The organism is Rhizobium sp. S152 (assembly GCF_030380735.1).
GTDB lineage: Bacteria > Pseudomonadota > Alphaproteobacteria > Rhizobiales > Rhizobiaceae > Rhizobium.
The window spans coordinates 598708-621359 of the sequence record NZ_JAUDRZ010000026.1 but is presented as its reverse complement, the minus strand read 5'-3'; the positions used below and the strand labels follow the sequence as shown (position 1 = coordinate 621359).

The window sequence follows — 22652 nt, the reverse complement described above, 5'->3', positions numbered from 1 at the left end:
CGGCGGTTTATGCCCGAACTCCGGTCCCTCTGCAGCCGCCTTCCAAGCCTTCGCGACGACGTTGTGTGCCTCACAGGCACGTCCGGAGCACTCCAACGGATGACACGTTCGACAAACGTAACCAACCGCCAGCCCCGGAGGGAGACCATTTTTTCGGACCCGGTGCATGAGGTTTCGCGTCCTACCCCCGCACACCGCGCCGGTCCCGCCTCGCCGGCACGCCTGCCGGTGCATCCGATGACGGGACGAGGCAAGTCTAAGGCCGGCAACGCAGCGCGAGGAAAATCGGGCGGGAGATTTCAGCTAAGTCGTTGATGCGCAAGCAGGTCGCGAAAACGAACATCCCCGTGTCGCCGCACGGGCGAGACGGGGATGCGGATTGATAAAAGGCTTACGAGCGTGAGGAGAACAGCGAGGCGAGCGTCGAGCCGGGCTTGTTGCGCGGCATGCTGGTGACGACGACGAGCTGGCGGATGTCGCCGCGCTTGAAGGCAGCGAGAAAGCGCTTGTAATCCTTGAAGGAGACGCAGCCGTTGGAATCGCCGCGGGCGCCGAGCATGTAGGTGTGGGCGAGCAGGCCGACGCGATTGTAGATGTTGCCGGCGCCGCCGACCGGGTTGAGGCGGATCGCCGCGACGCCATGGAACAGGCTCTCGCGCATGGTCAGATTGTAGGTGTGGGGCGGCGTCGGTCCGCGGTTCTTGGCGTGCACGTATTTCGGGTTGTCGCGCATCGGGCCGAGGCCGGAATGCGCCTCGAGGCGTTCGCCGTTCGGGAGATAGACCGTATTGGCGGAGATATCGTAGATGGCGACGCCGTTGCGGGCTACGGGCGAAGGTGCCTGCGTCTTGAAGGTCGGCATGTCGTCGTCGCTGCCGTCGGCGCCGGCATCCGGCCGCGCATAGGCGAGCACCGGTTCCTCGGGCTTGGCGCGGTCGGACGTCGCCGGGCGCTTGACGAGGCCGTCGGGCCGGGCCATCGGCAGCGGCACATCGGTGCGGTCGGACAAGACGAGATCGAAGGGTGCGCGGCCATCGCCGGCGGATGCGTCGCTATCGGCGGAGAGGCTGGCGACCTCGACGGGAGCGGCGGGCTGGGCCGCCGTCGGTGCGGCCTTGCGTTCGTTCGGTTCGACAGAAGACGCCAGGGCCAGCAGGGCAGGGCCTTCCGCCGCGGCGATCTCTGCCTTCGACGGAATGATGATGCGGTCGCCGTGATCGGCAATCGATGCCAGCGCGTCGTCCTTGGTCTTCAGCGTCGCGACCGTGACCGGCTTCGGCGCGGCTTCGGCAACGATGACGGGCGCCGACTGGCCGACGAAGGCGGCCTTCAGCGCTGCCGCAGCAAGCACGCGGCCGCTCTTCTGCGCCGCAGCCAACTTGTCGGCGGCCGTTGGCGTGCCGAGGCGGGAGAATTTCGTGACATGGATGTCGCGCGTCGCGGGCCTTGCCGTGGCCGCGACATGAACAGGCGCAAGCGCGATGCCGGCAAACGGGCTGGCGTCTGGATGCGGCAAAGGCGCCATGACATGCGCGGTTGCGATTGTGGCGACGATCCAGGCGGAGGCCGCGAAGCCTGCACCGATGAGAGCTGCGCCCGAGAGCAGGCGGAATGAGCGACCGAAACGAGAAATAGACGTACCTATGGGCCTGGAACCACTGACAGCATCGACCGCAAACGCCATAACACTCGTCTTTCAGAACTCGTTACACTGGCCGGCGGTACTTGATGATGCACACTTCTTCGCCGGAGCCGGTACGGGAGCAAACGGGCCAAATTGCGGCCTGTTTTCGTTTCCGGCTGATCCGCATGATGACGAATTATGGTAACCAATTTCTTTACGTGATCGAAAATGGATCACTATATTAGCAGGGCGTGTAATTCGTCTCGTGCTCTGCTATGGTAGGGTTGTGCCCGGCGGGGCGAGGGAGGGAAAGCCGATGCCTTCACCAGAAAATACGGCGACGAAAAACACCGCAAGCAGCGATATTTCTCCGGCTCTTCTCGTCGAGGCGATGTTCGCGGTACGCAAGACCGCGGCGATCAGGGCGGCGATCGAACTCGATCTGTTCACGAAAATCGGCGAGGGCCGCGCGGCCAAGCCACTGGCCGTCGAGACGAAATGCGCCGAGCGCGGCATCCGCATCCTGTGCGACTATCTCGTCGTCGCCGGCTTCCTGACCAAGGACGGCGACATCTATGGCCTGACCCCGTCGAGCCAGGTCTTCCTCAGCCGCCGCTCGCCCGCCTTCATGGGCGCGGCGATCGAGTTCGTCGCGGCACCCGAAATGCTGGCCTTCTTCCTCGATGATCCCGCCGCCTGCGTGCGCAACGGCGGCGCCGAGGGGCTTGCCAACCTCTCGCCCGACAATCCCGTCTGGGTGCGCTTTGCCCGCGCCATGGGCTCGTTCACAGGTGTCGCCGCGCAGGCGTTGGCCGCCGAGGTGGCCGGCTGGAAGACGCCGCCCAGGAAAGTGCTGGACATCGCCGCCGGTCCCGGCTGCTTCGGCATCGAGATCGCCAAGGCGATCCCCGCCGCGAGGATCGTGGCGCTCGACTGGAAGCCGGTGCTTGATCTGACGGAAAAGAACGCCGCCGATGCCGGTCTCGCCTCCCGTTTCGATTTCATCGCCGGAAGCGCCTTCGATGTCGACTGGGGTCGCGACTACGACCTGATCATGCTGCCGAACTTCCTGCATCATTTCGACTTGGACGGTTGCGCCGCACTTCTGAAGAAGGCCCGCGCCAGCCTCGCGCCCGATGGCAAGCTGATCGCCGTCGATTTCGTGCCCAACGAGGACCGCGTCACCCCCGAATTCCCCGCCGCCTTTGCCTGGGAGATGCTGGCGACGACGCCGAAGGGCGATGCCTATACGGCGCGCGAACTGGCCGAAATGGCAAGGATGGCCGGTTTCGCCACCGCGACGATCACGCCGCTGCCGCCATCGCCGGCAAGCCTGATCGCGTTTGATTGAGGCGGAGGCTCGTCCGGCCGCAACGAAAATCACGGTGCGCGCCCGCGCGCCCAGCGGAACGCCCTACGGTTTCCGACACGGTTTCCCCTTGATCCTTCTCCGGCAGCATTGCGGCCGGCGCGAAACATCCTATCTTGCGACCGACCCATGGCCAGGTTTTCCCGGGATGGGGTGAGATTGGGCACTTACCGGAGATGAAGCATGTTCACGCACGTCATGATCGGAAGCAACGACCTGGAGCAGGCGCGACGCTTCTACGACGCCACCTTTGCCGCACTCGGCGGCAAGCCCGGCGAGATGGATGCGCGCGGCAGGCTGATCTATGTCCATGAGGGCGGTCGGCTGATGATCACGAAGCCGATCGACGGCAAGCCGGCGACTGCGGCGAACGGCGGCACCATCGGCATCGCCGCGGCAAGCCAGGACCACGTTCTGGCCTGGCATGCCGCCGGCACGGCACATGGCGGCACCGCCATCGAGAGCCCGCCCGCGGAGCGCCCGAACGGGGCCTTCGTCGCCTATCTGCGTGATCCTGATGGAAACAAGCTGACTGTCAGGACGCAGGCGACGAAATGAGGTAGGTGGCGGCCGGGCGATCGCGATGAAGCCCGAGCGAACAGGCACTGCGCCGTCGTGATCAACCTCGGCCGGATGGTTTTTCGCAAATAGCGGACATCGTCCGACGGCCTCATCACCACGGCAATCTGGTGCCCTCGTAATCGAGATAGAGATTTTCGCCTGTAGCCATGTGTCGCTCGACGACGTCTGCAACGCCCTGTACGCTTGTCTCCAGTTCGATCTCCGGTTCCACGGCTCCGTCAAGCGTTCCCATCGCGGTCCTTGCCCAGCCCGGATGGATCGAGAGCACTGTCAGGCCCTGTTGCTTGTAATCGGCGTAGATGCCACGGGCCAGCATGTTGAGAGATACCTTACTCGCCCGATATAGCTCCAGTCCCGCCTCGACATTGATTTCAATGCTGCCGCGATGAGAGGACATGAAGGCCAGCGTGCCGCCTGGCGTGACGAGTTTGTTCATGAGGTAACGTGCAAGGCGGATGGGGCCGAACGTATTCGTCAGCATGATTTCCGCAAAGTCTTCATCCGTAGCTTCCAGGACACTTTGATGGACAGGGCCGAAGATACCAGCGTTCAGATAGATCACGTCGAACCGTCTGTCCGACAAGGATGCCAGAAACGGGCTGATCTCGTCCGCTTTGGTGACGTCGATCCTGGCAACCGCAAGCCGATCAGGATCGCTCGCACCGATAGACAACAGGTCAGTGATATCAGCGTCCTGCCGCGCGGTGCCAACGACGCTCCAGCCGCGCTTAAAGAATTGTTCGGCCAGTCCCAGCCCGAGACCACGCTCGGCGGCAACGATGAGGATGGATTTCGTCACGATTGATCTCCTTGATGTTTACAATGCCGTGTAGCCGCCGTCGGCCATGACCAGTGCGCCAGTCATGAAGGCCGATGCCGGAGCAGACAGGAATGCGATGATTTCGGCGATATCGACCGGCTGAGCCACGCGGCCGACCGGATGAACGTCGCCGTAGCTGGCAAGCGTTGCGCGGCTGTCCGCGACGATGTCTTCGAGGATGTCGGTTTCGACAACACCAGGCGCGACCGCATTGGCACGGATACCCTTCGATCCATATTCGACCGCGATCACCTTGGTGAGTTGTGCGATCGCACCCTTCGACGCGGCGTACACGGCCGTATCCTTCATCGCGACGGTCGAAACAATTGAGGCGACATTGACAATGGTTCCGCTCGTCTGCTCGACCATGACCTTCAACGCCTCCCTGGCATGCAGGAAATTGCCACGAGCGTTCACCGCCATGATGTCATCCCAGTCTGCGACGCTCATCTGCACCAGAGGCTTGTTCATCGTTCGACCGGCATTGTTGACCAGGATATCCACGCTGCCGAACCGCTCCTTTGCCAGAGCGATGGTTCGCACAGCGGTCTCTTCCATCGAGACGTCGCCTTCCAGCGTGGCGATCTCGCTTGCAGCCAGGCCGTGCACGGCACTATTCCTGTCGCTGGCAACGACATATGCGCCGCGCTGCCGCAAGAGCTTTACGGTTTCGCGCCCGATGCCACGGGCTGCTCCGGTTACGATCGCGATCTTGCCGGAAAGGCTCCAGCTCTGTGGGATTTCATTTCTTTCGGATGTCTTCAGCACGTCAGCCTCCTTAAGGAAGCCAGATCTTAGACGGCCGTGACAAACTTCAGAATATAGCCGAAACTAACAATTCTTGTTAGCCCAGCCACAGAATGGTAGCCAGAGTGATGGACAATTACCTTGCCAGCCACGAATTCCATCAATTGCGGGCCTTCTTGGCGGTGGCAAAACACCTGAGTTTCAGCAGGGCGGCGGAAGTGCTCGGCATCACGCCATCGTCTCTCAGCCAGACAGTTCGCAATTTTGAGGAAACGGTAGGTACGCAGCTCCTGCATCGGACCACGCGCAACGTGTCATTGACTGAAGCGGGCGCCATCCTTTTCGAACGCGCCGGTCCTGCGGCGCTTGAACTGGCGGCGGCAGTTGATCAAGCCCGCAGAGCGGGCCTCTCAATCGCAGGCACTGTCCGCGTTCACGCAATCCGGTCAGCCTCCCGCAAATACATCGAGCCGATCCTGGCGCGGTTCAGCGAACGTTATCCGGATGTCGTTGTCGATCTGACGGTGGACGACGCAGTTACCGACCTGGTGGCGGGAGGCTACGATGTGGCATTGCGCGTCGGGGAAGTGATCGAAAGGAACATGATCGCTGTCCGAATCGGACCCGAGCTAAGGCAGGTGACCGTTGCAACGCCGGAATATGTTGAGACCCACGGGCAACCGGAGCATCCCCGCGATCTTCTCCAACACCGCTGCATACGCTGGCGCTGGCCGGGTCGTTCAACACCCTATGCCTGGGAATTCTTCGAGAACGGCACGTGGTTCGACGTCGTGGTCGATGGACCTCTCATCGTAGACAGCAGGGAAGCCGCACTCGGCGCGGTATTGGACAGCATCGGTATCGGTTTCGTCATCGAGGACACGGTCGCCGAACTGTTTGACCAAAAGCGCCTTGTTAAGCTGCTCGATGCATGGAGTGCGCCTTTTCCCGGGCTCTACATTTGCTATCCCGATCAGCGTCATATGCGACCCGCTCTCCGCGCCTTTATCGATACCATCCGATCTGAAGCTTAACTTCGGCAAGACCGCTTCGGGCCGCAAGCAGCCACCGCCACACCCCTCACGTCCGCTCCATCACATAGCTGCCCGGCGCTTCCTCGATCGCGTTCATCGCCGCGCCGCCCGGTTTGCGTGCCGGAACGCGCTTGGCGTCCTTGGCCTCGATCCAGGCATGCCAGTGCGGCCACCAGGAGCCGGCGGTTTCCTGGGCGGTTTGCAGCCAGGCGTCGTACTCGCCCCTGGAGGCGCCGCCGGTCCAGTATTGGTATTTGTTTTTGTCGGGCGGGTTGACGACGCCGGCGATGTGGCCGGAGCCGGCGACGACGAAATCGACCTTGCCGCCGAAGAACTGGCCGCCGAGGAACACCGATTTCGGGGGCGCGATGTGGTCCTCACGGGTGGCGAGATTGTAGATCGGGATCTTCACGTCGCGCAGCGACACCGGCTTGCCGTCGAGGATCATCTCATCCCTGGCCAGCGCGTTGCGGAGGTAGCAGTTGCGCAGATAGAAGGAGTGGTTCGCCGCCGCCATGCGGGTCGAATCGGCGTTCCAGAACAGGAGATCGAAGGGCATCGGCTCCTGGCCTTTCAGATAGTTGTTGACGAAATAGGGCCAGATCAGCTCCGAGGCGCGCAGCATGTTGAAGGCTGTCGCCATCTTCGAGCCGTCGAGATAACCCATCTCGAGCATATGCGCCTCCAGCGCTTCCAGTTGCTCCTCGTCGACGAACACCTTGAGATCGCCCGCATGGGTGAAATCGACCTGCGTGGTGAAGAGCGTGGCGGAGCGGATGCGCTTGTTCTTTTCCTTTGCGTGCAGCGCCAGTGTGGCGGCCAGCAGCGTGCCGCCGACGCAGTAGCCGATGGCGTTGACGTCCTTTTCGCCCGAGGCTTTCTCGATGGTGTCGAGCGCGAAGTCGATCCCCTCGCGGGCATAGGCGGCCCAGTCCTTCTGAGCATGCCTGGCATCCGGATTGACCCAGGAGATGACGAAGACCGTATGTCCCTGGTCCACGCACCATTTGATGAAGGATTTCTGCGGGTTGAGGTCGAGGATGTAGAACTTGTTGATCCATGGCGGGCAGATGAGGAGAGGGCGCTTCAGCACCGTTTCCGTTGTCGCCTCGTACTGGATGATCTGGCAGATTTCGTTCTGCGCGATCACTTTGCCCGGCGTCAGCGCCATGTCGCGGCCGACGGCGAACTTGCTCATGTCGGTCTGCCGCAGCTTCAGGTTGCCGCGCCCGGCGACGATGTCCTCGGCCAGCATCTTCATGCCGCGCACCAGGTTTTCGCCGCTGCTCGATATCGTCTCGCGATAGAGCTGCGGATTGGTGGCGACGAAATTGCTCGGCGAAAGCGCGGCCGTGATCTGCTTCACGTAGAAGCCGGCTTTGTGCTTGGTGTGCTCGTCTAGCCCTTCGGTCTCGCTTACCATCTTTTCCGCCCAGTCGGCGGTGATGAGGTAGACCTGCTTCAGGAACCCGAAGAAGGGGTTCTTCTGCCAGTCCTCGTCGGCGAATCTCCGGTCCTGGCGGCCGGCATCGGGGTCGGGATCGGTCGTCTCGCCCTGCATTTTCTGCACCGAGCGCATCCAGACGCCGAAATAGCTGCTCATCAGCTGCGTCTGCGCCTCGAAGGTGCGGCGCGGGTCGGAAATCCAGTATTCCGTGACTTTGGAGAGCGTCTTGACCATGTCGGTCATCGGATCGACGGCGTTGTCCGATATCTCGCCGCGCTCACGCGGCGCGAGCCATGCGGAGGCCGCCTTGCCGAGATTTTCGAGCGCGCGGGCGAAGTTCATCGCCATCGCCTCGGGATCCTTCATCAGATAGGGATCGAGGTCGTTGGTGTCGAAGCCCTGAGCTTTCGCCTTCTCGCTGTTCTCCCGCTTGCTGTCGGTCACGCATATCCTCCGGCGGCAGCATCTGCTTGCAATTTCCGTTGTACATCTGGAAAGATCGATAAAACAAGTTCCACATTGTCGCTCCTGCTATTGCTTTGTGCGAGCGACGAATTTAACAGTCGAAGCAGCTCTGTATCTGGAATATCCGGCATGACCATGAACGGCACCCGCACTATCGCAAACATGACCCGTATCGCGCTCATCGGCGCCGCCGCGGCCATGGCGCTGGCCGGTTGCATGCAGACGCCGGAAGAAAAGGCCGCCTTCGCGGCCAAGCAGGCGGCGCCCACCGCCGTCGTCATGAGCCCGACCAAGGGTGCGGCTCCGACGCAGAGCGGCCTCGCCACCTATCCCGACGGCTACCCGTCCTTCGGCGCGCCGCTGACGGCCGCCAACGTCCAGATGAGCGACGAGGAAGCCTCCGGCCTGCAGAAGAAGCTGACCGCGCTCGCCGCCCAGCGCAAGGCGGGCACGATCTCGGAAGCCGAGTATCAGCGCCGGGTCGCCGAATATCGCAAGCTCGCGGCCGATCACGGCGCCGACACGCTCAACGAAATCAACAATTGAGGCCTTGCCTTCAGGGCGATTTCGAAGCAAAGCCTTCCGCAGTAGCGGAAGATGAAATTTTCCTGATAATCTCAAGCCTTCCCGGCGGTCCGTCAAAGAATCGCCGCGCGTTGAAAGTCTGATGAATACGGCGCTCGCGATTCTGAAGTTCGTGTCGCAAGCAGCCGGAAATTAGGACGAACTTCGATTGGCGGTCATGGTGGCCGCATTTCCGTGGGGAAAGAAATGGAAGAGTTTCACAAAGTCCGGCGTTTGCCGCCTTATGTTTTCGAACAGGTCAACCGTTTGAAAGCAAGCGCGCGAGCGGGCGGAGCCGATATCATCGATCTCGGCATGGGAAACCCTGACCTTCCCACCCCCAAGGCGATCGTCGACAAGCTCTGCGAAGTGGTCCAGGACCCGCGCACGCACCGCTATTCCTCGTCCAAGGGCATTCCCGGCCTGCGCCGCGCCCAGGCCGCCTATTACGCCCGCCGCTTCGGCGTGAAGCTCAACCCGGATACGCAGGTGGTCGCAACCCTGGGCTCCAAGGAAGGCTTCGCCAACATGGCGCAGGCGATCACCGCACCGGGCGACGTCATCCTCTGCCCGAACCCGACCTATCCGATCCACGCCTTCGGCTTCCTGATGGCGGGCGGCGTGATCCGCTCGCTGCCGGTCGAGCCCAATGAGAGCTTCTTCCCGCCGCTCGAACGCGCCGTGAAGCACTCGATCCCGAAGCCGCTGGCTCTGATCGTCAACTATCCGTCGAACCCGACGGCTTATGTCGCGACGCTCGACTTCTACAAGGATGTCATCGCGTTTGCCAAGAAGCACGATATCATCGTGCTCTCGGACCTTGCCTATTCGGAAATCTACTTCGACCACAACAACCCGCCTCCGTCGGTGCTGGAAGTGCCCGGCGCCATGGACGTCTGCGTCGAGTTCACCTCGATGTCGAAGACCTTCTCCATGCCGGGCTGGCGCATGGGCTTTGCCGTCGGCAATGAACGCCTGATCGCGGCTCTCACACGCGTAAAATCCTACCTCGATTACGGCGCATTCACGCCGATCCAGGTGGCCGCCACGCATGCGCTGAACGGCGACGGCTCGGATATCGCCGAGGTCCGCAACGTCTACAAGCGCCGCCGCGACGTCATGGTCGACAGCTTCGGCAAGGCCGGCTTCGAGGTTCCGCCGCCGGCGGCCACCATGTTCGCCTGGGCGAAGATCCCCGAGAAGTTCCGCCATCTCGGCAGCCTTGAATTCTCCAAGCTGCTGGTCGAGAAGGCCGACGTTGCGGTCGCACCCGGTATCGGCTTCGGCGAGATGGGCGACGATTACGTGCGTCTGGCGCTCGTCGAGAACGAGCACCGCATTCGTCAGGCGGCGCGCAACATCAAGAAGTTCATGTCGACTGCAGACCAGACGATGCACAATGTCGTCTCGTTGAACGCTCACCGCTGATACAATCAGTTCTTTCGGCAGCCGCTTCGGCGGCTGCCTTTCATGACATATTTCAGGATCGATCCATGGCAGATGCCCTTAAAATCGGCGTTGCGGGCTTGGGTACCGTTGGTGCCGCACTTGTCCGTATCATTCAGCAGCGCAGCGACGTGCTTGCCGCGACATGCGGCCGGCCGATCCTGATTACCGGCGTCTCGGCCCGCGACAAGACCAAGGATCGCGGCATCGACGTAGGCGGCATCGAGTGGTTCGACACGCCGGAGGAACTGGCGACCAAGGGTGATATCGACGTCTTCGTCGAGCTCGTCGGCGGCGCCGAGGGTCCGGCCAACATCGCCGTCCACGCGGCGCTCAATCGCGGTCTCCACGTGGTGACAGCCAACAAGGCGCTGCTTGCCTATCACGGCGTCGAGCTTGCCAAGATCGCCGAGGAGAAGGGTGCGCTGCTCAACTTCGAAGCGGCCGTCGCCGGCGGCATCCCGGTCATCAAGGCGCTGCGTGAATCGTTGACGGGCAACACGATCTCGCGCGTCTACGGCATCATGAACGGCACCTGCAACTACATCCTGACCAAGATGGAGAAGGAAGGCCTGTCGTTCGCCGATTGCCTGAAGGAAGCCCAGCGCCTCGGCTACGCCGAAGCCGATCCGGCCTTCGACATCGAGGGCAACGACACCGCCCACAAGCTCTCGATCCTGACGACGCTCGCCTTCGGCAACCAGATCGCCGTCGACGACATCTATCTCGAAGGCATCACCAACATCTCGATCGAGGACATCCATGCGGCCGCCGACCTCGGCTACCGCATCAAATTGCTCGGCGTTGCCCAGCGCACCGATACCGGCATCGAGCAGCGCGTTCACCCGACCATGGTGCCGGTCGATAGCGTCATCGCCCAGGTCGATGGCGTCACCAACGCGGTGGCGATCGAATCCGACATTCTCGGCGAACTCCTGATGGTCGGCCCCGGCGCCGGCGGCAATGCCACGGCCTCGTCCGTGCTCGGCGACATCGCCGATATCGCCAAGAGCCGCCCGGGCGCCCAGCAGGTTCCCGTGCTCGGCCACCCGGCCAAGGCGCTCGAGCCCTATCGCAAGGCGCAAATCCAGAGCCACGAGGGCGGCTATTTCATTCGCCTGACGGTGCTCGACCGCACCGGCGTCTTCGCCAGCGTCGCGACCCGCATGGCCGAGAACCACATCTCGCTGGAATCGATCGTCCAGCGCTCCAAGCAGCATCTGGCCCCATCGCACCACCAGACGATCATCCTCGTCACCCACGCAACGACCGAGGACTCCGTGCGCAAGGCGGTCGAGGCGATCAAGGCAGAAGGCTATCTCGTCGGCGAACCGCAGGTGATCCGCATCGAGCGTCCCAAGGAGGACTGAGGTTCGGGACCTAGGTGCTTCTGAGCGTGAGGTCCGCGACGACCCGCAGAGATACCGGCGAACTTGTTTCTCTGGTGTCTCCTCGCTATATTTCGACGGCTGATGGTTCAGGTGTCGAATATGTCGATTGTCGCGATAAAGGTTCTGTCCACGGTCAACGCTCCATACGGGACGACGCTGTCCGCTGAGCAGTTGGCGTCGAAGATCAGCGATTACGCCAGTGCGGACCAGTTTGATGCATCGGCATTTTGTTTTTTCTCCGAGGTGGACGAGGGGTTGCAAGTCTCGTTCCTATCGGAAATGGACCTGGAACCCAGTTACCGTCACTGATCTCGCACGGAAATTCTCCAAGCTTGCCGGCTATACCTTGCCTCTCGCGCGGGTGGCATAGTTGGTCGGCCATATCGCAAGCAGGTGGGGCGATCTGTTCGACCAGGCGGTCAGCATTATCGACCAGGTGAATTCGCAATTCTCCTTAGTCGACAGTTGGACCTTTGGTGGCGGGACGGCCCTTATGCTGCAGATCGACCACCGGGAAAGTTTTGACGTCGACATCTTCGTTGATGATCCGCACTCGCAACGGCGCGGTGCCCCCTTTAGCTAGACTTTCGTCAAGCTTCGGGCGGCCGTCACCGCATGGTGATGTATTCTGTGGGCGGCGGGGCGCGGGGGTGCTCCGCCGTCTTTCGTTTGGCCTCCAGGCTCTGTAGAACGGCCTTGTAGTGGCAGCGGAGTGACATGATGGATATCCCGGCCGATCCGGTACAGCGCGCCTTTCTGGGTGTCGAGAAATCCGTTCTCGACAATCGCTGGATCTCGCGGCTGGACCAGGCCGGGCAGAACCGGGCGCTTGCCATGTCGCAGATGCACGGCCTGCCGGATCTGATCGCCCGGGTGCTCGCCGGTCGCGGCGTCAGCGTCGACGAGGCGCTCGAATTCCTCGACCCGACGCTGCGCTCGCTGATGCCCGATCCCTACAAGCTGACGGACTGCGAGACGGCGGCGAAACGCATCGTCGACGCCATCAGAACACGCCAGCAGGTGGCGATCTTCGGAGATTACGACGTCGACGGCGCCTCGTCCTCGGCGCTGATGTACCGCTTCCTCAGCCATTTCGGCGTCAAATCCGAGATCTACATCCCCGACCGCGTCTTCGAAGGCTATGGCCCGAACCCTGCGGCCATCGACCAGCTGATCGACAACGGCGCCCGCCTGATCGTCACCGTCGATTGCGGCTCCACCAGCCACGAGGCGCTGGCGGCGGCGGCGAAACGCCATGTCGACGTCGTCGTCATCGATCACCACCAGGTGACACATGATCTGCCGCAGTGCCACGCGCTGGTCAATCCGAACCGCGAGGACGATCTGTCGGGGCAGGGGCATCTCTGCGCCGCCGGCGTCGTCTTCCTCGTGCTGGTCGCGACGCTGCGGCTGCTGCGCGAGGCCGGCCATCCTGAGGCGCGCAGCATCGACCTCCTGCAATGGCTCGATATCGTGGCGCTCGCCACCGTCTGCGACGTGGTTCCGCTGAAGGGCCTGAACCGCGCCTATGTCGTCAAGGGCCTGATCGCCGCCCGCCATCAGGGCAATGCCGGGCTCGCCGCACTGTTTCGCAAGGCCGGCCTTGCCGGTCCGGTGACGCCCTATCACTTCGGTTTCCTCATCGGCCCCCGCATCAACGCCGGCGGCCGGATCAGCGACGCGGCGCTCGGTAGCCGGCTATTGACGCTCGAGGACAAGGCGGAGGCCGAGGCCATCGCCGAGCGCCTGGACGAGCTCAACCGCGACCGCCAGGTTATGGAAGCCAACATGCTGCAGGAGGCCGAGGCCGAGGCGCTCGCCGAATATGGCGATGGCAGCGGCGCTTCGGTCATCGTCACCGCGCATGAAAGATGGCATCCCGGCATTGTCGGTCTGATCGCCGCGCGGCTGAAGGAGAAGTTCAAGCGCCCGGCCTTCGCCATCGCCTTCGACCCCAATGGCAAGGGCACCGGCTCCGGCCGCTCCATAAACGGCTTCGACATGGGCAAGATGGTGCGCGCGGCGGTCGAGGAGGGGCTGCTGGTCAAGGGCGGTGGCCATGCCATGGCGGCGGGCCTGACCGTCGAGCGCGACAAGCTCGGCCGGTTGCGCGGCTTCTTCACCGAGCGCGCCCAGAAGACGGTGGCGGCGCTGGTCGCCAACGAGACCCTGAAGATCGATGGCGCCATCGGCGCCAGCGGCGCCACGATCGACCTGATCGACCGCCTGGAGACGGCAGGCCCCTACGGTTCCGGCCATTCGCAACCGATCTTCGCCATCCCGGCGCACCGCATCCGCGACGCGCGTCTGGTCGGCGAAAAGCATGTGAAGGTCACTCTTGAAGCGATGGACGGCGCCCGCCTCGACGGCATCGCCTTCCGCGCCGCCGATACCCAGCTCGGCAATCTGCTCTTGAATTCGCGAGGCGCCAACGTCCACGTCGCAGGCTCGCTGGGCGACAACCACTATCAGGGCTCGCGTCGCGTCCAGCTGCGCGTGACCGACGCCGCGCCGGCAAAGTGATTGCGGAAAAGGCCGCCAAAGGCCAGCCTGGAATAACTCACGCATCGCTTGAGGAAAGCGCCGCAGGGCTCTGATTGGTTTTTGGAAATAAACCATCCGATCTCGCCGAAAAGCGAGAGAAGTGGCACGCCCTAGGGGAGTCGAACCCCTCTTCCCAGAATGAAAATCTGGTGTCCTAACCGATAGACGAAGGGCGCTTCCTTCGTGGTGGCGCCCTTATAATCAGGCACCTGGGTTCCCGCAAGCGGCAATTTCGTTTTTTCCTTGAAAAAGTGACAGGAAATCTCGGCGGGCGCGAAATTCCTTATTTTGCAGGGGAATCAAGCGGCTGCACGCATGCGTTCGCATGGCGGACCATGCCGTCATGCCGGGATCGGATAATTGACTGGGGTCAGAGGGCGCGGGCGATTGCCGCGGATGGGGCCTTGCCGCCGCAGCCCCAGTTCCAGTCGCGGTTGCGGCCGGTGTCGAGATGGACCGAATCCGTATGGCAATAGGTGCCGACGCCGCCTCGATCGGGCAGCGAGCGAATGAAGCCGGCGATCTCCCATTTCGAGACGCCTGAAATCTGGATATCGGCGGCATCGCAGCTCTTATGCATCGATTCCTCCGCACCGCCGACCATGCGGTTGTGCTGGGGATCGCGGTAACCCGAGGTGACCAGCACCGGCTTGCCGAAGTGCGTCTCGACGGCCTTGATGACGTTGAGCAGGTTGGGCTTGAAGCAACCGACCTCGACCTTGTCGTTCTGGATATGCAGGCCGTTCGGCGCGATGCGGGTCATGCCCGGCAGCGAGGCCTTCTGCAGCAGGCCGGAAAGGCTGCCGAGGAGGTTCTGCTTCGGGGCGCTGTAGAGCGCGTTGCTCGTCTGGCCGGCGAGCGCTCCGGTCGCGACATAGGCGGTCTGCGTCGGCGCGATCCGGGTGCTCGTATTCTCCGAGGATTGCTGCGGAAGGATCACGCCCTGAGGTGCCTGCTGCGGATCGACGGGAAACTGGCTGCTATAGACGCTGGAACGGGCAGGGCTGACGCCACCGGGCGCATAGGCGTTGGCGTCGGCAGGCTGAAACTGGGTCGAGGTCGAGTTGTTCTGCATCTTCGGCCGGACGGAAAAGATGCTCATCGCCTGCGCGTTGATGCCGGTCGACTGCATGGCGAGGCCGCCGATGTTGGCAGGAGCGGTGACTGCCGAACCGGCCGCCATCGCCTGCGCGTTGGCCTGCATGGGCATCTGGCCTTGTGGCTGCGCCTGGCCGGCCATCTGCGCGGTCTGGGAAGTCTGGCCGCCGGCGACGGAGGTGACCATCGGGTCGCGGTATCCGGCCTGCGGCTGCGTGGCGGCGGCAGTGGCGGCGGCTTGCGTGGCCGCGGCGGGTTCGGCCGGCGATGCGAACGATGCGGAATCGGGAGACGACGCCTTGTCCGATACGCAACCGGCAAGCGCCAGCACGGATGTGGCGATCAGCAGGGTGGGCAGAAGGGCGTGGCCGAGCGGCCTCCGCTTTTCAACAGCGAGCAAGCGAGCAGTCTCCAGATGACGGCAAAAGACGCATGCAAATCGCGCCTCCTGCCTCGAGTCGTCGGGAGAGTGCCCGCGGCCTGGGCCTGCGGCAAGCGCGATCCGGGCACGCATGCCGCAAATCGCAAAAGCCGCAAGCTTCGCAAAAGCCTCGCTTTACCAGGCGCCGGTATTGCCCATCGAAGCCCAGGGTTCGGCGGCGGGAAGGCTGCCGTCCTTCTGCAGTATTTCGATGGAGATGCCGTCGGGCGAGCGCACGAATGCCATGTGGCCGTCGCGGGGCGGGCGGTTGATGGTGATGCCGTTGTCCATCAGCTTCTGGCAGGTCGCATAGATGTCGTCGACCTCGTAGGCGAGGTGGCCGAAGTTACGGCCGCCGGTATAATCCTCGGTGTCCCAGTTGTAGGTGAGCTCGAGGCAGGGGGCTTTCTTCGAGGTCGCGTCGTCCTTGTCGCCGGGGGCAGCGAGGAAGACGAGCGTGAAGCGGCCCTTCTCGTTTTCGATGCGGCGGACTTCCTCGAGACCGAAAAGGGTCGTGTAGAAGTTCAGCGAGGCGTCCAGATCCTTCACGCGGACCATGGTGTGGAGATAACGCATTCTATTTCCTCTCTAATGCAGGGGCGCTCTCTTATGTGGCGGAGCGTCAGCTTCGGGCAAGACAAAAGGGTATGATCAGCAACTGGGAATAAACGAAAAGTAGGACTTGCGCTAATCCGTTACCAACATGTTAATCTTGATCTCAAGAATCAGTTAACCGTAACAGTGTGACGCGTATTGAGGGGCTGGCGAAATGGCTGACAGGATTTCATCGAAGGAATTCACCGACCTCGATCAACTCTCGGGCGACGCAGTCGACCTGATCGAGATCACGGGCGTCGTGAAATGGTTCGATGTCGCCAAGGGGTTTGGTTTCATCATCCCCGATAACGGCATGCAGGACGTTCTGCTGCACGTGACCTGCCTGCGTCGCGACGGCTACCAGACCATTCTCGAAGGCACGCGCATCGTGGCGCTCATCCAGAGACGCGATCGCGGCTATCAGGCGTTCAAGATTCTCTCCATGGACCAGTCGACGGCGGTTCATCCGTCGCAGCTGCCGCCGGTGCGCACGCATGTGCAGGTCACACCGACGAGCGGTCTGGAACGGGCATTGGTCAAGTGGTTCAACCGCACCAAGGGCTTCGGCTTCCTGACGCGCGGCGAGGGCACCGAGGATATCTTCGTGCACATGGAAACACTGCGCCGCTTCGGCCTGACCGAGTTGCGTCCGGGGCAGGTGGTTCTCGTTCGCTTCGGCGACGGCGACAAGGGCCTGATGGCCGCCGAGATCCATCCCGACATTCCGGCTCCGGCGAGCCGCGCGCACTGATGTCCGTCATCGCTGCCCATAAGATCAGAAGCGCCTTCGCGGCGCTTTTTTTCATGCTTGCCCTTCCTGTTCTCGCGCAGCAGCCCGTCAATTTCGACAGGGAGCCGCTGGTGATCCAGACGGCTTCGGGCAAGCAGCTGAAGTTCATGGTAGAGATCGCCGATACCAATGCGCAGCGCGAGCGCGGGCTGATGTATCGCAAGCAGATGGCCGGTGATGCCGGCATGATCTTCGATTTCGGCGTGTCGCGGCGGGTGCAGATGTGGATGGAAAACACCGTCCTGCCGCTCGACATGCTGTTCATCGATTCGGCCGGCACGATCCGCAACATAAAGCAGAACGCCGTTCCCTATTCGCGCGATATCATCGATTCGATGACCGAGGTGAGCTACGTGGTGGAACTGAACGCCGGCACGAGTGCAAAGCTCGGCATCAAGATCGGCGACAGGGTGATGAGCGCGACGATCACCAAGCGCAAATAAAGACCGGGCGCGACGTCCGCCGCACCCGGATCAAGCTTCAATATCCGTTTTCAGAATTTCATGCCGATGCCGGCGGTGACGACGTGTTCGTCGAGATCGACATCGGTGCCCTGGATCCGCTCGGTCCCGAAATTGTTGTAGCTGTATTCGGCGCGGCCGAAGAGGGTGTCGCTGAAGGCATAGTCGACGCCGGCGCCGACGGTCCAGCCGTTGAAGGTGTGGTCTTCGCTGCCGGCCGCGGTGTCGATGCCGACGCGCGTCGCCGCCCAGCCGGCGGTGGCGAAGAACAGCGTCTGATCCACGGCGTAGCCGAGACGGCCGACCACAGAGCCGGAAACATCGGTCTTCACGTCCGTATCGGTGCCGATCACGTCGATGTCGGTCTTGTTCCAGTTGTAGTTCAGATTGCCTTCGATGCCGACGACGATGTTGTCCATCTGGTAATTGGCGCCGACGAAGCCGCCGAGCAGGCCACCGCTGATGTTCTCCGAGGCGCTGGCGCCGGGAATGCTGAAATCGCCCTGCAGGAACCCGACGCCGCCTCTCAGGCCCGCATAAGGGCCGGTCCAGGAGAAGACGGGCACGGATGATTCGACCGGCACCGGCTCCACCGGCGGCGCCAGATCGGCGGCAAGAGCAGGCGCGGCAAGCACAAGCGCCGCCAGCACGACAGAGACACGAACAGGCATCATCGAAACATCCCCCAGGGTTAATGAAATGCGATTCATTATGGTGAATGATATGTTACGCATACTTAATAATGCGTTGCGTGGGGGCTGGGGTGGGTATGCGTTGGCGGCGCCAGCTATCAAGATTGTTTCCATCCCGTTTCAATCAGAATTGCTCGAGATAGGCCATTTCTTTCTGATGCATCACGAGCTTGAAGGTATCGTTCCCACTGGTGGAAAGTGGGGTCGCTCACGATGCTAGGCTCATGCCCTTGATAAAAGTAGTTTCCCCTACCGGAGGCAAGCTGCACCTCGTTGATTGATCCGAACACGCAAGCGGAAAAATCGCAATCGGTGAAGGCATTCTCAAGGACGCCGTTTGAAGACGGTAAGGAGTCTATTTTCGATAATTTGAATTCGCATTCAAAGAATTTCGAGGACGCATCGAGGCCACGCGCTACCCCAAAGATTAGGCATCCTACAAAAGCGTTTCTGTCGATGTTGTTATAATAGTCGTTGGTGAAGCCACTAAACGTGCCTCCTATAAATCTCGTATGAGACACGGCTGGAACGACGTCCCATTCCGGCCTGCTGGATGGCGACGATGCTTTAAAAGCTAGCGTCCGCTCCGCTCTGTGCCCTCGTGCTTCGCCACTCCTCAAGGCGTCGAATGCAGCAGCCTGAATTTGGTCGGTATTGGTGGGGTCTTGCCTGTTTTGGATATAGTCCGCTATCAGATTGAGCGCCTGGACTGCCAGTCTTGCATCTTCACCTGAAATGACAATTTCGAGAGTCGCGATCCCAGCGCTAACATGAGAAGCCTTGTCAGTTTCGCCGATTAGCTTTGCACCTTCTTGAAGTAGTTTTGCTCTGCCTTCGCGCTCGGCTTGGTTCGCTTGCCTTGTATTGATCGAACCACGCCAACCTACTGTACAAAATGTGACGATGGCGAATAGCGCGACACCAAAAGGCGAAAGTGTTTGAGCCATTTTTAGATCGGCGTCGCCATCGAAGCCATTGCCGAATATCCAAATGAAGGCTGTCACAGTCGCAAGTGCGGTAAAGATGGCGCTGCTCACCGCTAGGCTATACCAATGGTTCTCCGTCAGACTTGGCCAATCGCCAGTCGATTTTGCGTGACCACTCTTTTTGTCAGTTTCTGCCATCGCAAGCTCCGAATCGCGACCGAACAAGGATAACCGCAAAATTCATTGCTGCTCTCTCAAACGTTCGGTCCGATCATTGTGATCGGACTGGTTGCCACCACTCTAGCGGATAGCGAAACCCCATAGGCGTCAGCAGCAACATGAGGTGGCGAGGCCGCATCGGTTGGCTGGGCGAGAAAACTTTTGACTGCGAACTAGAAATCGCGTCGTGAAGCCAATAACATTTTCGATTTTTAATAGAGAAAAAGTGGTCGGAGTGGAGAGATTCGAACTCCCGACCCTCTGGTCCCAAACCAGATGCGCTACCAGACTGCGCTACACTCCGTGCCGACGGGGAGGGCAATACACGGTTCGTTCACTGGCTGCAATATCTAAATCGTCTGTCCCCATACATCCTGACGCGAGCTCTTTTCAGGTCGGTGTCAGGAAAGGCTGACATCTGCGCCGGCTGAGCGTCGCGGCAAGGGTGGTCGTGGCGCGGCAAGCGTGGGGACAGGTGTTGAACGATCGGCAGGAAGAGGCGGCGGACGCGGGTCTGCGTCCGCGCATGGGTAGCGTCGGCCTTTCGGTGCTCACGGCGCTCTATATCATGGCGGTGGCCAACCAGACGTTCTGGGGCAGGGCCTATGACTATCTTTCCGGCGAGCCCCTGGCTTTCGCCGGCTTCGTCGTCGGTATCGTTGCCGTCACCATCGCGGCGATGACGGCTTTTTCGGTGAAATACCTGATCAAGCCGGCGCTGATCTTCTTCATATTGGTTTCGGTCATCGCGGCGTGGTTCACCGATGAGTACGGTGTCATCATCGACAAGGAGATGATCCGCAACGCGGCGGTGACGACCGAGGCCGAATCGGCGCATCTGATCACCATCGGCTTCCTCTTCCACATCTTCCTGAGCGGCATCCTGCCGTCGGTGTTCATCCTGTGGGTGCGGATGGTGCATCGGCCGTTCGGAGCCAAGTTTCTCCACAACATGGCCGTCATCCTGCCGTGTCTGGCGATCTTCGTGGCGGCGGGGCTCAGCTTTTCCAGGACATACGCGGCGGTCGGGCGGCTGCATCGCGATATCATGCTGACGCTCAATCCTTTCATTCCGATCAGCAGCGCGGCGCGCTATGTCTTTGCCTCCGAGGAAGACCGCAATATCGTGCGCCGCCCGCTTGGCACGGACGCGCATCAGCGAGGCCCAGGCGCCAGCGGCAAGCCGCGGGTCGCGGTCATCGTCATCGGCGAGACAGCACGGGCGCAGAATTTCTCGCTGGGCGGCTACGGGCGCGAGACGAACCCGGAGATGAAAGCGCGCGATATCGTCTATTTTTCCAATGCGACCAGCTGTGGGACGGCCACCGCCGTATCGCTTCCGTGCATGTTTTCCTCCTACCCGCGGCGTGACTACAGCCATCGCAAGGGGCTTGAGACCGACAATCTGACCGACATTCTCGGCCACGCAAAGGTGAGGGTGGAATGGTGGGACAACGATACCGGCAGCTATGGGGTCGCCAACCGCATTCCCTATCGCTTCCTGCCGGATGCCGCCGATCCGCGCTATTGTCGCGAAAGCGAATGCCTCGATACCGTGCTCACGGACAAGCTCGACGACTGGCTGGCGAGCGTGACTGGCGACAGCGTGCTCGTCCTGCACCAGCTCGGCAGCCATGGGCCGGGCTACTACCAGCGCTATCCCGACAACTTCCGCCGCTTCACGCCGGATTGCCGGACGGCGGAGTTCGGAGCCTGCACACAGCAGGAAATCGTCAACGCCTATGACAATTCCATCCTGTTCACCGATCATGTGCTCGCCAGGGTGATCGACACGCTGCAGCGACATGGGCAGGGGATTTCTGCCTCAATGTTCTATGTCTCCGATCACGGCGAGTCGCTCGGCGAGAACGGGCTCTACCTGCATGGAACGCCCTATTTCATGGCACCGCCGCAGCAGATCCACGTGCCCGTCATCGCATGGTTCGCTCCGGATTTTCGCGCCGCCGCCGGTATCGACATGGCGTGCCTCGGCAAACACGCCGGCGATCCGATCTCCCACGACAATTTCTTTCACAGCGTTCTCGGCCTGATGGACGTGGCGACGAGCGTCTATGATCCGAGGCTGGATATCTTCGCGCCCTGCCGGGCTGGACAGAATGCCGTCGTGCGGGCGATGTGACGAGCCTCGATCTCGTTTGCCGGCTGCCGCCTTTTTTCTTGAAATGCGTGGCATTCGCGGCTAAGCAAAATTCATCTTTTCGTGCGAACTTGCGGCGAACAGGCTTCGTTGGTGAAGCTCGAGCCCGAGTTCGAAAGTCCGCTCATTCGGAGGCGTCGCAGCAATGTCTGCCAAGATCTACCGTCCCGCCAAGACCGCCATGCAGTCCGGCAAGGCCAAGACACATAACTGGGTGCTGGAATTCGACCAGGAAATTCCGCGGACGATCGATCCGATCATGGGCTACACTTCCTCGGCCGACATGCGCCAGCAGGTGAAGCTGGTTTTCGAAAGCCAGGAACTGGCCGAAGCCTACGCCAAGCGCAACGGCATCGAATACCGCGTCATCGCGCCGAAGGATCCGCAGCGCCAGACCGTGGCCTATCCGGATAACTTCCGCTATACGCGGACACAGCCCTGGACGCACTGATAAGTCTCCAGGCATGAAATCTCGCCGGTGCCGCGATAGCGGTTCGGCTTCGCGGCTCCTTAGCTCAACTGGATAGAGCACCGACCTTCTAAGTCGGGGGTTGCAGGTTCGATCCCTGCAGGAGTCGCCATATTTTCTTTCCCCGTCCATTTCTCCATCTGAAGACCCGGCAAATAGTCCCCGTGCGGTCCGCCTGCCGGGTCTCCAGTGCCGGAGAGGGGTGTGCTTCGGCGTCCGCAGATGAACCGGCTGCGGCGAGTCGCGCCATTTCAATGAAATGGTAAGGATAACGATCGGTAAATATCCACTGGCCGCGTCTCGTCGCGGTACAAGCGCATATTTGACCGGAGACGGGCAACTCCTTGATCTTGCTCAGTTCCTGGTGCTGTTGTCAGGTGGTGATACCAGTTGTCTTTCGCTGCCGGGTTGTGTCATGCATTTCGCGCATGGGTGCTCTGATGTCTTGGCGCTGTTATCCGGAAGGGTGCGGCCTTATATGAGCGTCATCGAAGCGAACGAAGCGCCAAGGACTGGCAGCTAGGCTTCGAAAGCCCAGGAAAGGGGATTATCATGAACGTAGCACGCTCTTTCAACAATTGGCGCAAGTACCGTCAGACGGTCTCCGAACTTGGCCGTATGACCACTCGCGAACTCAACGATCTCGGTATCGATCGCGCGGATATCCGCAGCGTCGCACGGGCCGCCGCTTCCCGCTAATCGGGATATCGGCTCCATACCGACCGTGTGAAATGCAAGGCGCCCGCCAGAAATGGTCGGGCGCTTTTTCGTTTCCCGCGCGACCGGAG

Annotated in this window: 20 protein-coding genes, 3 tRNA genes and 2 pseudogenes; 15 read left to right on the top strand and 10 right to left on the bottom strand. The window is 61.5% G+C overall.

The features are described 5' to 3' along the window. Nucleotides 1–391 precede the first annotated feature (391 nt). Nucleotides 392–1684 (bottom strand): DUF2778 domain-containing protein, encoded by a 1293-nt coding sequence (locus tag QTL95_RS22200; protein ID WP_289722065.1) that lies wholly within the window; start codon nt 1682–1684, stop codon nt 392–394. 256 nt (nt 1685–1940) lie between these two features. On the opposite strand from QTL95_RS22200, the gene QTL95_RS22195 reads away from it, so the two are divergent. Then, on the top strand, nt 1941–2975 hold the full coding sequence (locus QTL95_RS22195; RefSeq protein ID WP_289722064.1) for an SAM-dependent methyltransferase: 1035 nt from the start codon (nt 1941–1943) through the stop codon (nt 2973–2975). A gap of 201 nt (nt 2976–3176) precedes the next feature. Continuing rightward, entirely contained in the window at nt 3177–3551 is a 375-nt protein-coding gene (locus QTL95_RS22190; RefSeq protein WP_289722063.1) for a VOC family protein, read from the top strand. Between the two features lie 115 nt (nt 3552–3666). Here the strand turns inward: QTL95_RS22190 and QTL95_RS22185 are convergent, their stop codons facing one another. Together QTL95_RS22185 and QTL95_RS22180 are read right to left on the bottom strand one after the other, a co-directional pair. Then, entirely contained in the window at nt 3667–4374 is a 708-nt protein-coding gene (locus tag QTL95_RS22185) for an SDR family NAD(P)-dependent oxidoreductase (protein WP_289722062.1), read from the bottom strand. A gap of 18 nt (nt 4375–4392) precedes the next feature. After that, nucleotides 4393–5163 (bottom strand): SDR family NAD(P)-dependent oxidoreductase, encoded by a 771-nt coding sequence (locus tag QTL95_RS22180; protein WP_289722061.1) that lies wholly within the window; start codon nt 5161–5163, stop codon nt 4393–4395. 107 nt (nt 5164–5270) lie between these two features. Here QTL95_RS22180 and QTL95_RS22175 point away from each other — a divergent pair, with 107 nt between their 5' ends. After that, complete coding sequence (locus QTL95_RS22175) at nt 5271–6176, top strand: LysR family transcriptional regulator (protein ID WP_289722438.1); 906 nt, start codon at nt 5271–5273, stop codon at nt 6174–6176. Nucleotides 6177–6222: 46 nt separating this feature from the next. Here the strand turns inward: QTL95_RS22175 and phaC are convergent, their stop codons facing one another. Further along, nucleotides 6223–8067, bottom strand: coding sequence for a class I poly(R)-hydroxyalkanoic acid synthase (gene phaC / locus QTL95_RS22170; RefSeq protein WP_289722060.1), 1845 nt, complete (start codon nt 8065–8067; stop codon nt 6223–6225). A gap of 150 nt (nt 8068–8217) precedes the next feature. Here phaC and QTL95_RS22165 point away from each other — a divergent pair, with 150 nt between their 5' ends. The 6 genes and pseudogenes from QTL95_RS22165 to recJ all read left to right on the top strand — a co-directional run bounded on the left by QTL95_RS22165 (nt 8218) and on the right by recJ (nt 14012). Further along, nucleotides 8218–8634 carry a hypothetical protein gene (locus tag QTL95_RS22165; RefSeq protein ID WP_289722059.1) on the top strand — a complete coding sequence of 139 codons (417 nt, stop codon included), beginning with the start codon at nt 8218–8220 and terminating at the stop codon, nt 8632–8634. A gap of 225 nt (nt 8635–8859) precedes the next feature. Further along, nucleotides 8860–10080, top strand: coding sequence for an LL-diaminopimelate aminotransferase (locus QTL95_RS22160; protein ID WP_289722058.1), 1221 nt, complete (start codon nt 8860–8862; stop codon nt 10078–10080). Nucleotides 10081–10145: 65 nt separating this feature from the next. Beyond that, the gene (locus tag QTL95_RS22155; protein WP_289722057.1) at nt 10146–11468 is read left to right on the top strand and encodes a homoserine dehydrogenase; all 1323 of its coding nucleotides are present in this window, start codon (nt 10146–10148) and stop codon (nt 11466–11468) included. A gap of 120 nt (nt 11469–11588) precedes the next feature. Then, a pseudogene (locus tag QTL95_RS22150) lies at nt 11589–11859 on the top strand (hypothetical protein). A 57-nt stretch (nt 11860–11916) separates the two neighbouring features. Continuing rightward, a pseudogene (locus QTL95_RS22145) lies at nt 11917–12039 on the top strand (nucleotidyl transferase AbiEii/AbiGii toxin family protein); the annotation flags it as partial. A gap of 170 nt (nt 12040–12209) precedes the next feature. Further along, nucleotides 12210–14012 (top strand): single-stranded-DNA-specific exonuclease RecJ, encoded by a 1803-nt coding sequence (gene recJ, locus QTL95_RS22140; RefSeq protein ID WP_442981344.1) that lies wholly within the window; start codon nt 12210–12212, stop codon nt 14010–14012. A gap of 122 nt (nt 14013–14134) precedes the next feature. Here the strand turns inward: recJ and QTL95_RS22135 are convergent. The 3 genes from QTL95_RS22135 to gloA all read right to left on the bottom strand — a co-directional run bounded on the left by QTL95_RS22135 (nt 14135) and on the right by gloA (nt 16128). After that, a tRNA-Glu gene (locus tag QTL95_RS22135) sits at nt 14135–14209 on the bottom strand. Nucleotides 14210–14403: 194 nt separating this feature from the next. Further along, complete coding sequence (locus tag QTL95_RS22130; RefSeq protein WP_289722055.1) at nt 14404–15531, bottom strand: YcbK family protein; 1128 nt, start codon at nt 15529–15531, stop codon at nt 14404–14406. Nucleotides 15532–15687: 156 nt separating this feature from the next. Next, nucleotides 15688–16128 (bottom strand): lactoylglutathione lyase, encoded by a 441-nt coding sequence (gloA, locus tag QTL95_RS22125; RefSeq protein WP_289722054.1) that lies wholly within the window; start codon nt 16126–16128, stop codon nt 15688–15690. Between the two features lie 193 nt (nt 16129–16321). On the opposite strand from gloA, the gene QTL95_RS22120 reads away from it, so the two are divergent. Together QTL95_RS22120 and QTL95_RS22115 are read left to right on the top strand one after the other, a co-directional pair. Beyond that, nucleotides 16322–16900 carry a cold-shock protein gene (locus QTL95_RS22120; protein ID WP_289722053.1) on the top strand — a complete coding sequence of 193 codons (579 nt, stop codon included), beginning with the start codon at nt 16322–16324 and terminating at the stop codon, nt 16898–16900. Further along, a complete protein-coding gene (locus QTL95_RS22115) occupies nt 16900–17382 on the top strand; it encodes a DUF192 domain-containing protein (RefSeq protein WP_289722052.1) in 483 nt (160 codons plus the stop codon). The genes QTL95_RS22120 and QTL95_RS22115 overlap by 1 nt, the downstream gene beginning before the upstream one ends. Nucleotides 17383–17432: 50 nt before the next feature. On the opposite strand, the gene QTL95_RS22110 is transcribed toward QTL95_RS22115, so the two are convergent. From QTL95_RS22110 to QTL95_RS22100, 3 genes are all read right to left on the bottom strand, one after another. After that, nucleotides 17433–18071 carry an outer membrane protein gene (locus QTL95_RS22110; RefSeq protein ID WP_442981343.1) on the bottom strand — a complete coding sequence of 213 codons (639 nt, stop codon included), beginning with the start codon at nt 18069–18071 and terminating at the stop codon, nt 17433–17435. Between the two features lie 119 nt (nt 18072–18190). After that, nucleotides 18191–19216, bottom strand: coding sequence for a hypothetical protein (locus QTL95_RS22105; protein WP_289722050.1), 1026 nt, complete (start codon nt 19214–19216; stop codon nt 18191–18193). Nucleotides 19217–19464: 248 nt separating this feature from the next. Beyond that, nucleotides 19465–19541, bottom strand: a tRNA-Pro gene (locus QTL95_RS22100). Nucleotides 19542–19763: 222 nt separating this feature from the next. Here QTL95_RS22100 and QTL95_RS22095 point away from each other — a divergent pair. From QTL95_RS22095 to QTL95_RS22080, 4 genes are all read left to right on the top strand, one after another. Continuing rightward, nucleotides 19764–21377 carry a phosphoethanolamine transferase gene (locus tag QTL95_RS22095; protein ID WP_289722437.1) on the top strand — a complete coding sequence of 538 codons (1614 nt, stop codon included), beginning with the start codon at nt 19764–19766 and terminating at the stop codon, nt 21375–21377. Nucleotides 21378–21540: 163 nt separating this feature from the next. Then, nucleotides 21541–21846 (top strand): ETC complex I subunit, encoded by a 306-nt coding sequence (locus tag QTL95_RS22090; protein ID WP_037178757.1) that lies wholly within the window; start codon nt 21541–21543, stop codon nt 21844–21846. A gap of 53 nt (nt 21847–21899) precedes the next feature. Then, nucleotides 21900–21976: transfer RNA gene (locus tag QTL95_RS22085), tRNA-Arg, on the top strand. Nucleotides 21977–22416: 440 nt separating this feature from the next. Continuing rightward, nucleotides 22417–22563: a DUF1127 domain-containing protein gene (locus QTL95_RS22080; protein WP_289722049.1), complete on the top strand. Its 147-nt coding sequence runs from the start codon at nt 22417–22419 to the stop codon at nt 22561–22563. The last annotated feature ends 89 nt before the right edge of the window (nt 22564–22652 follow it).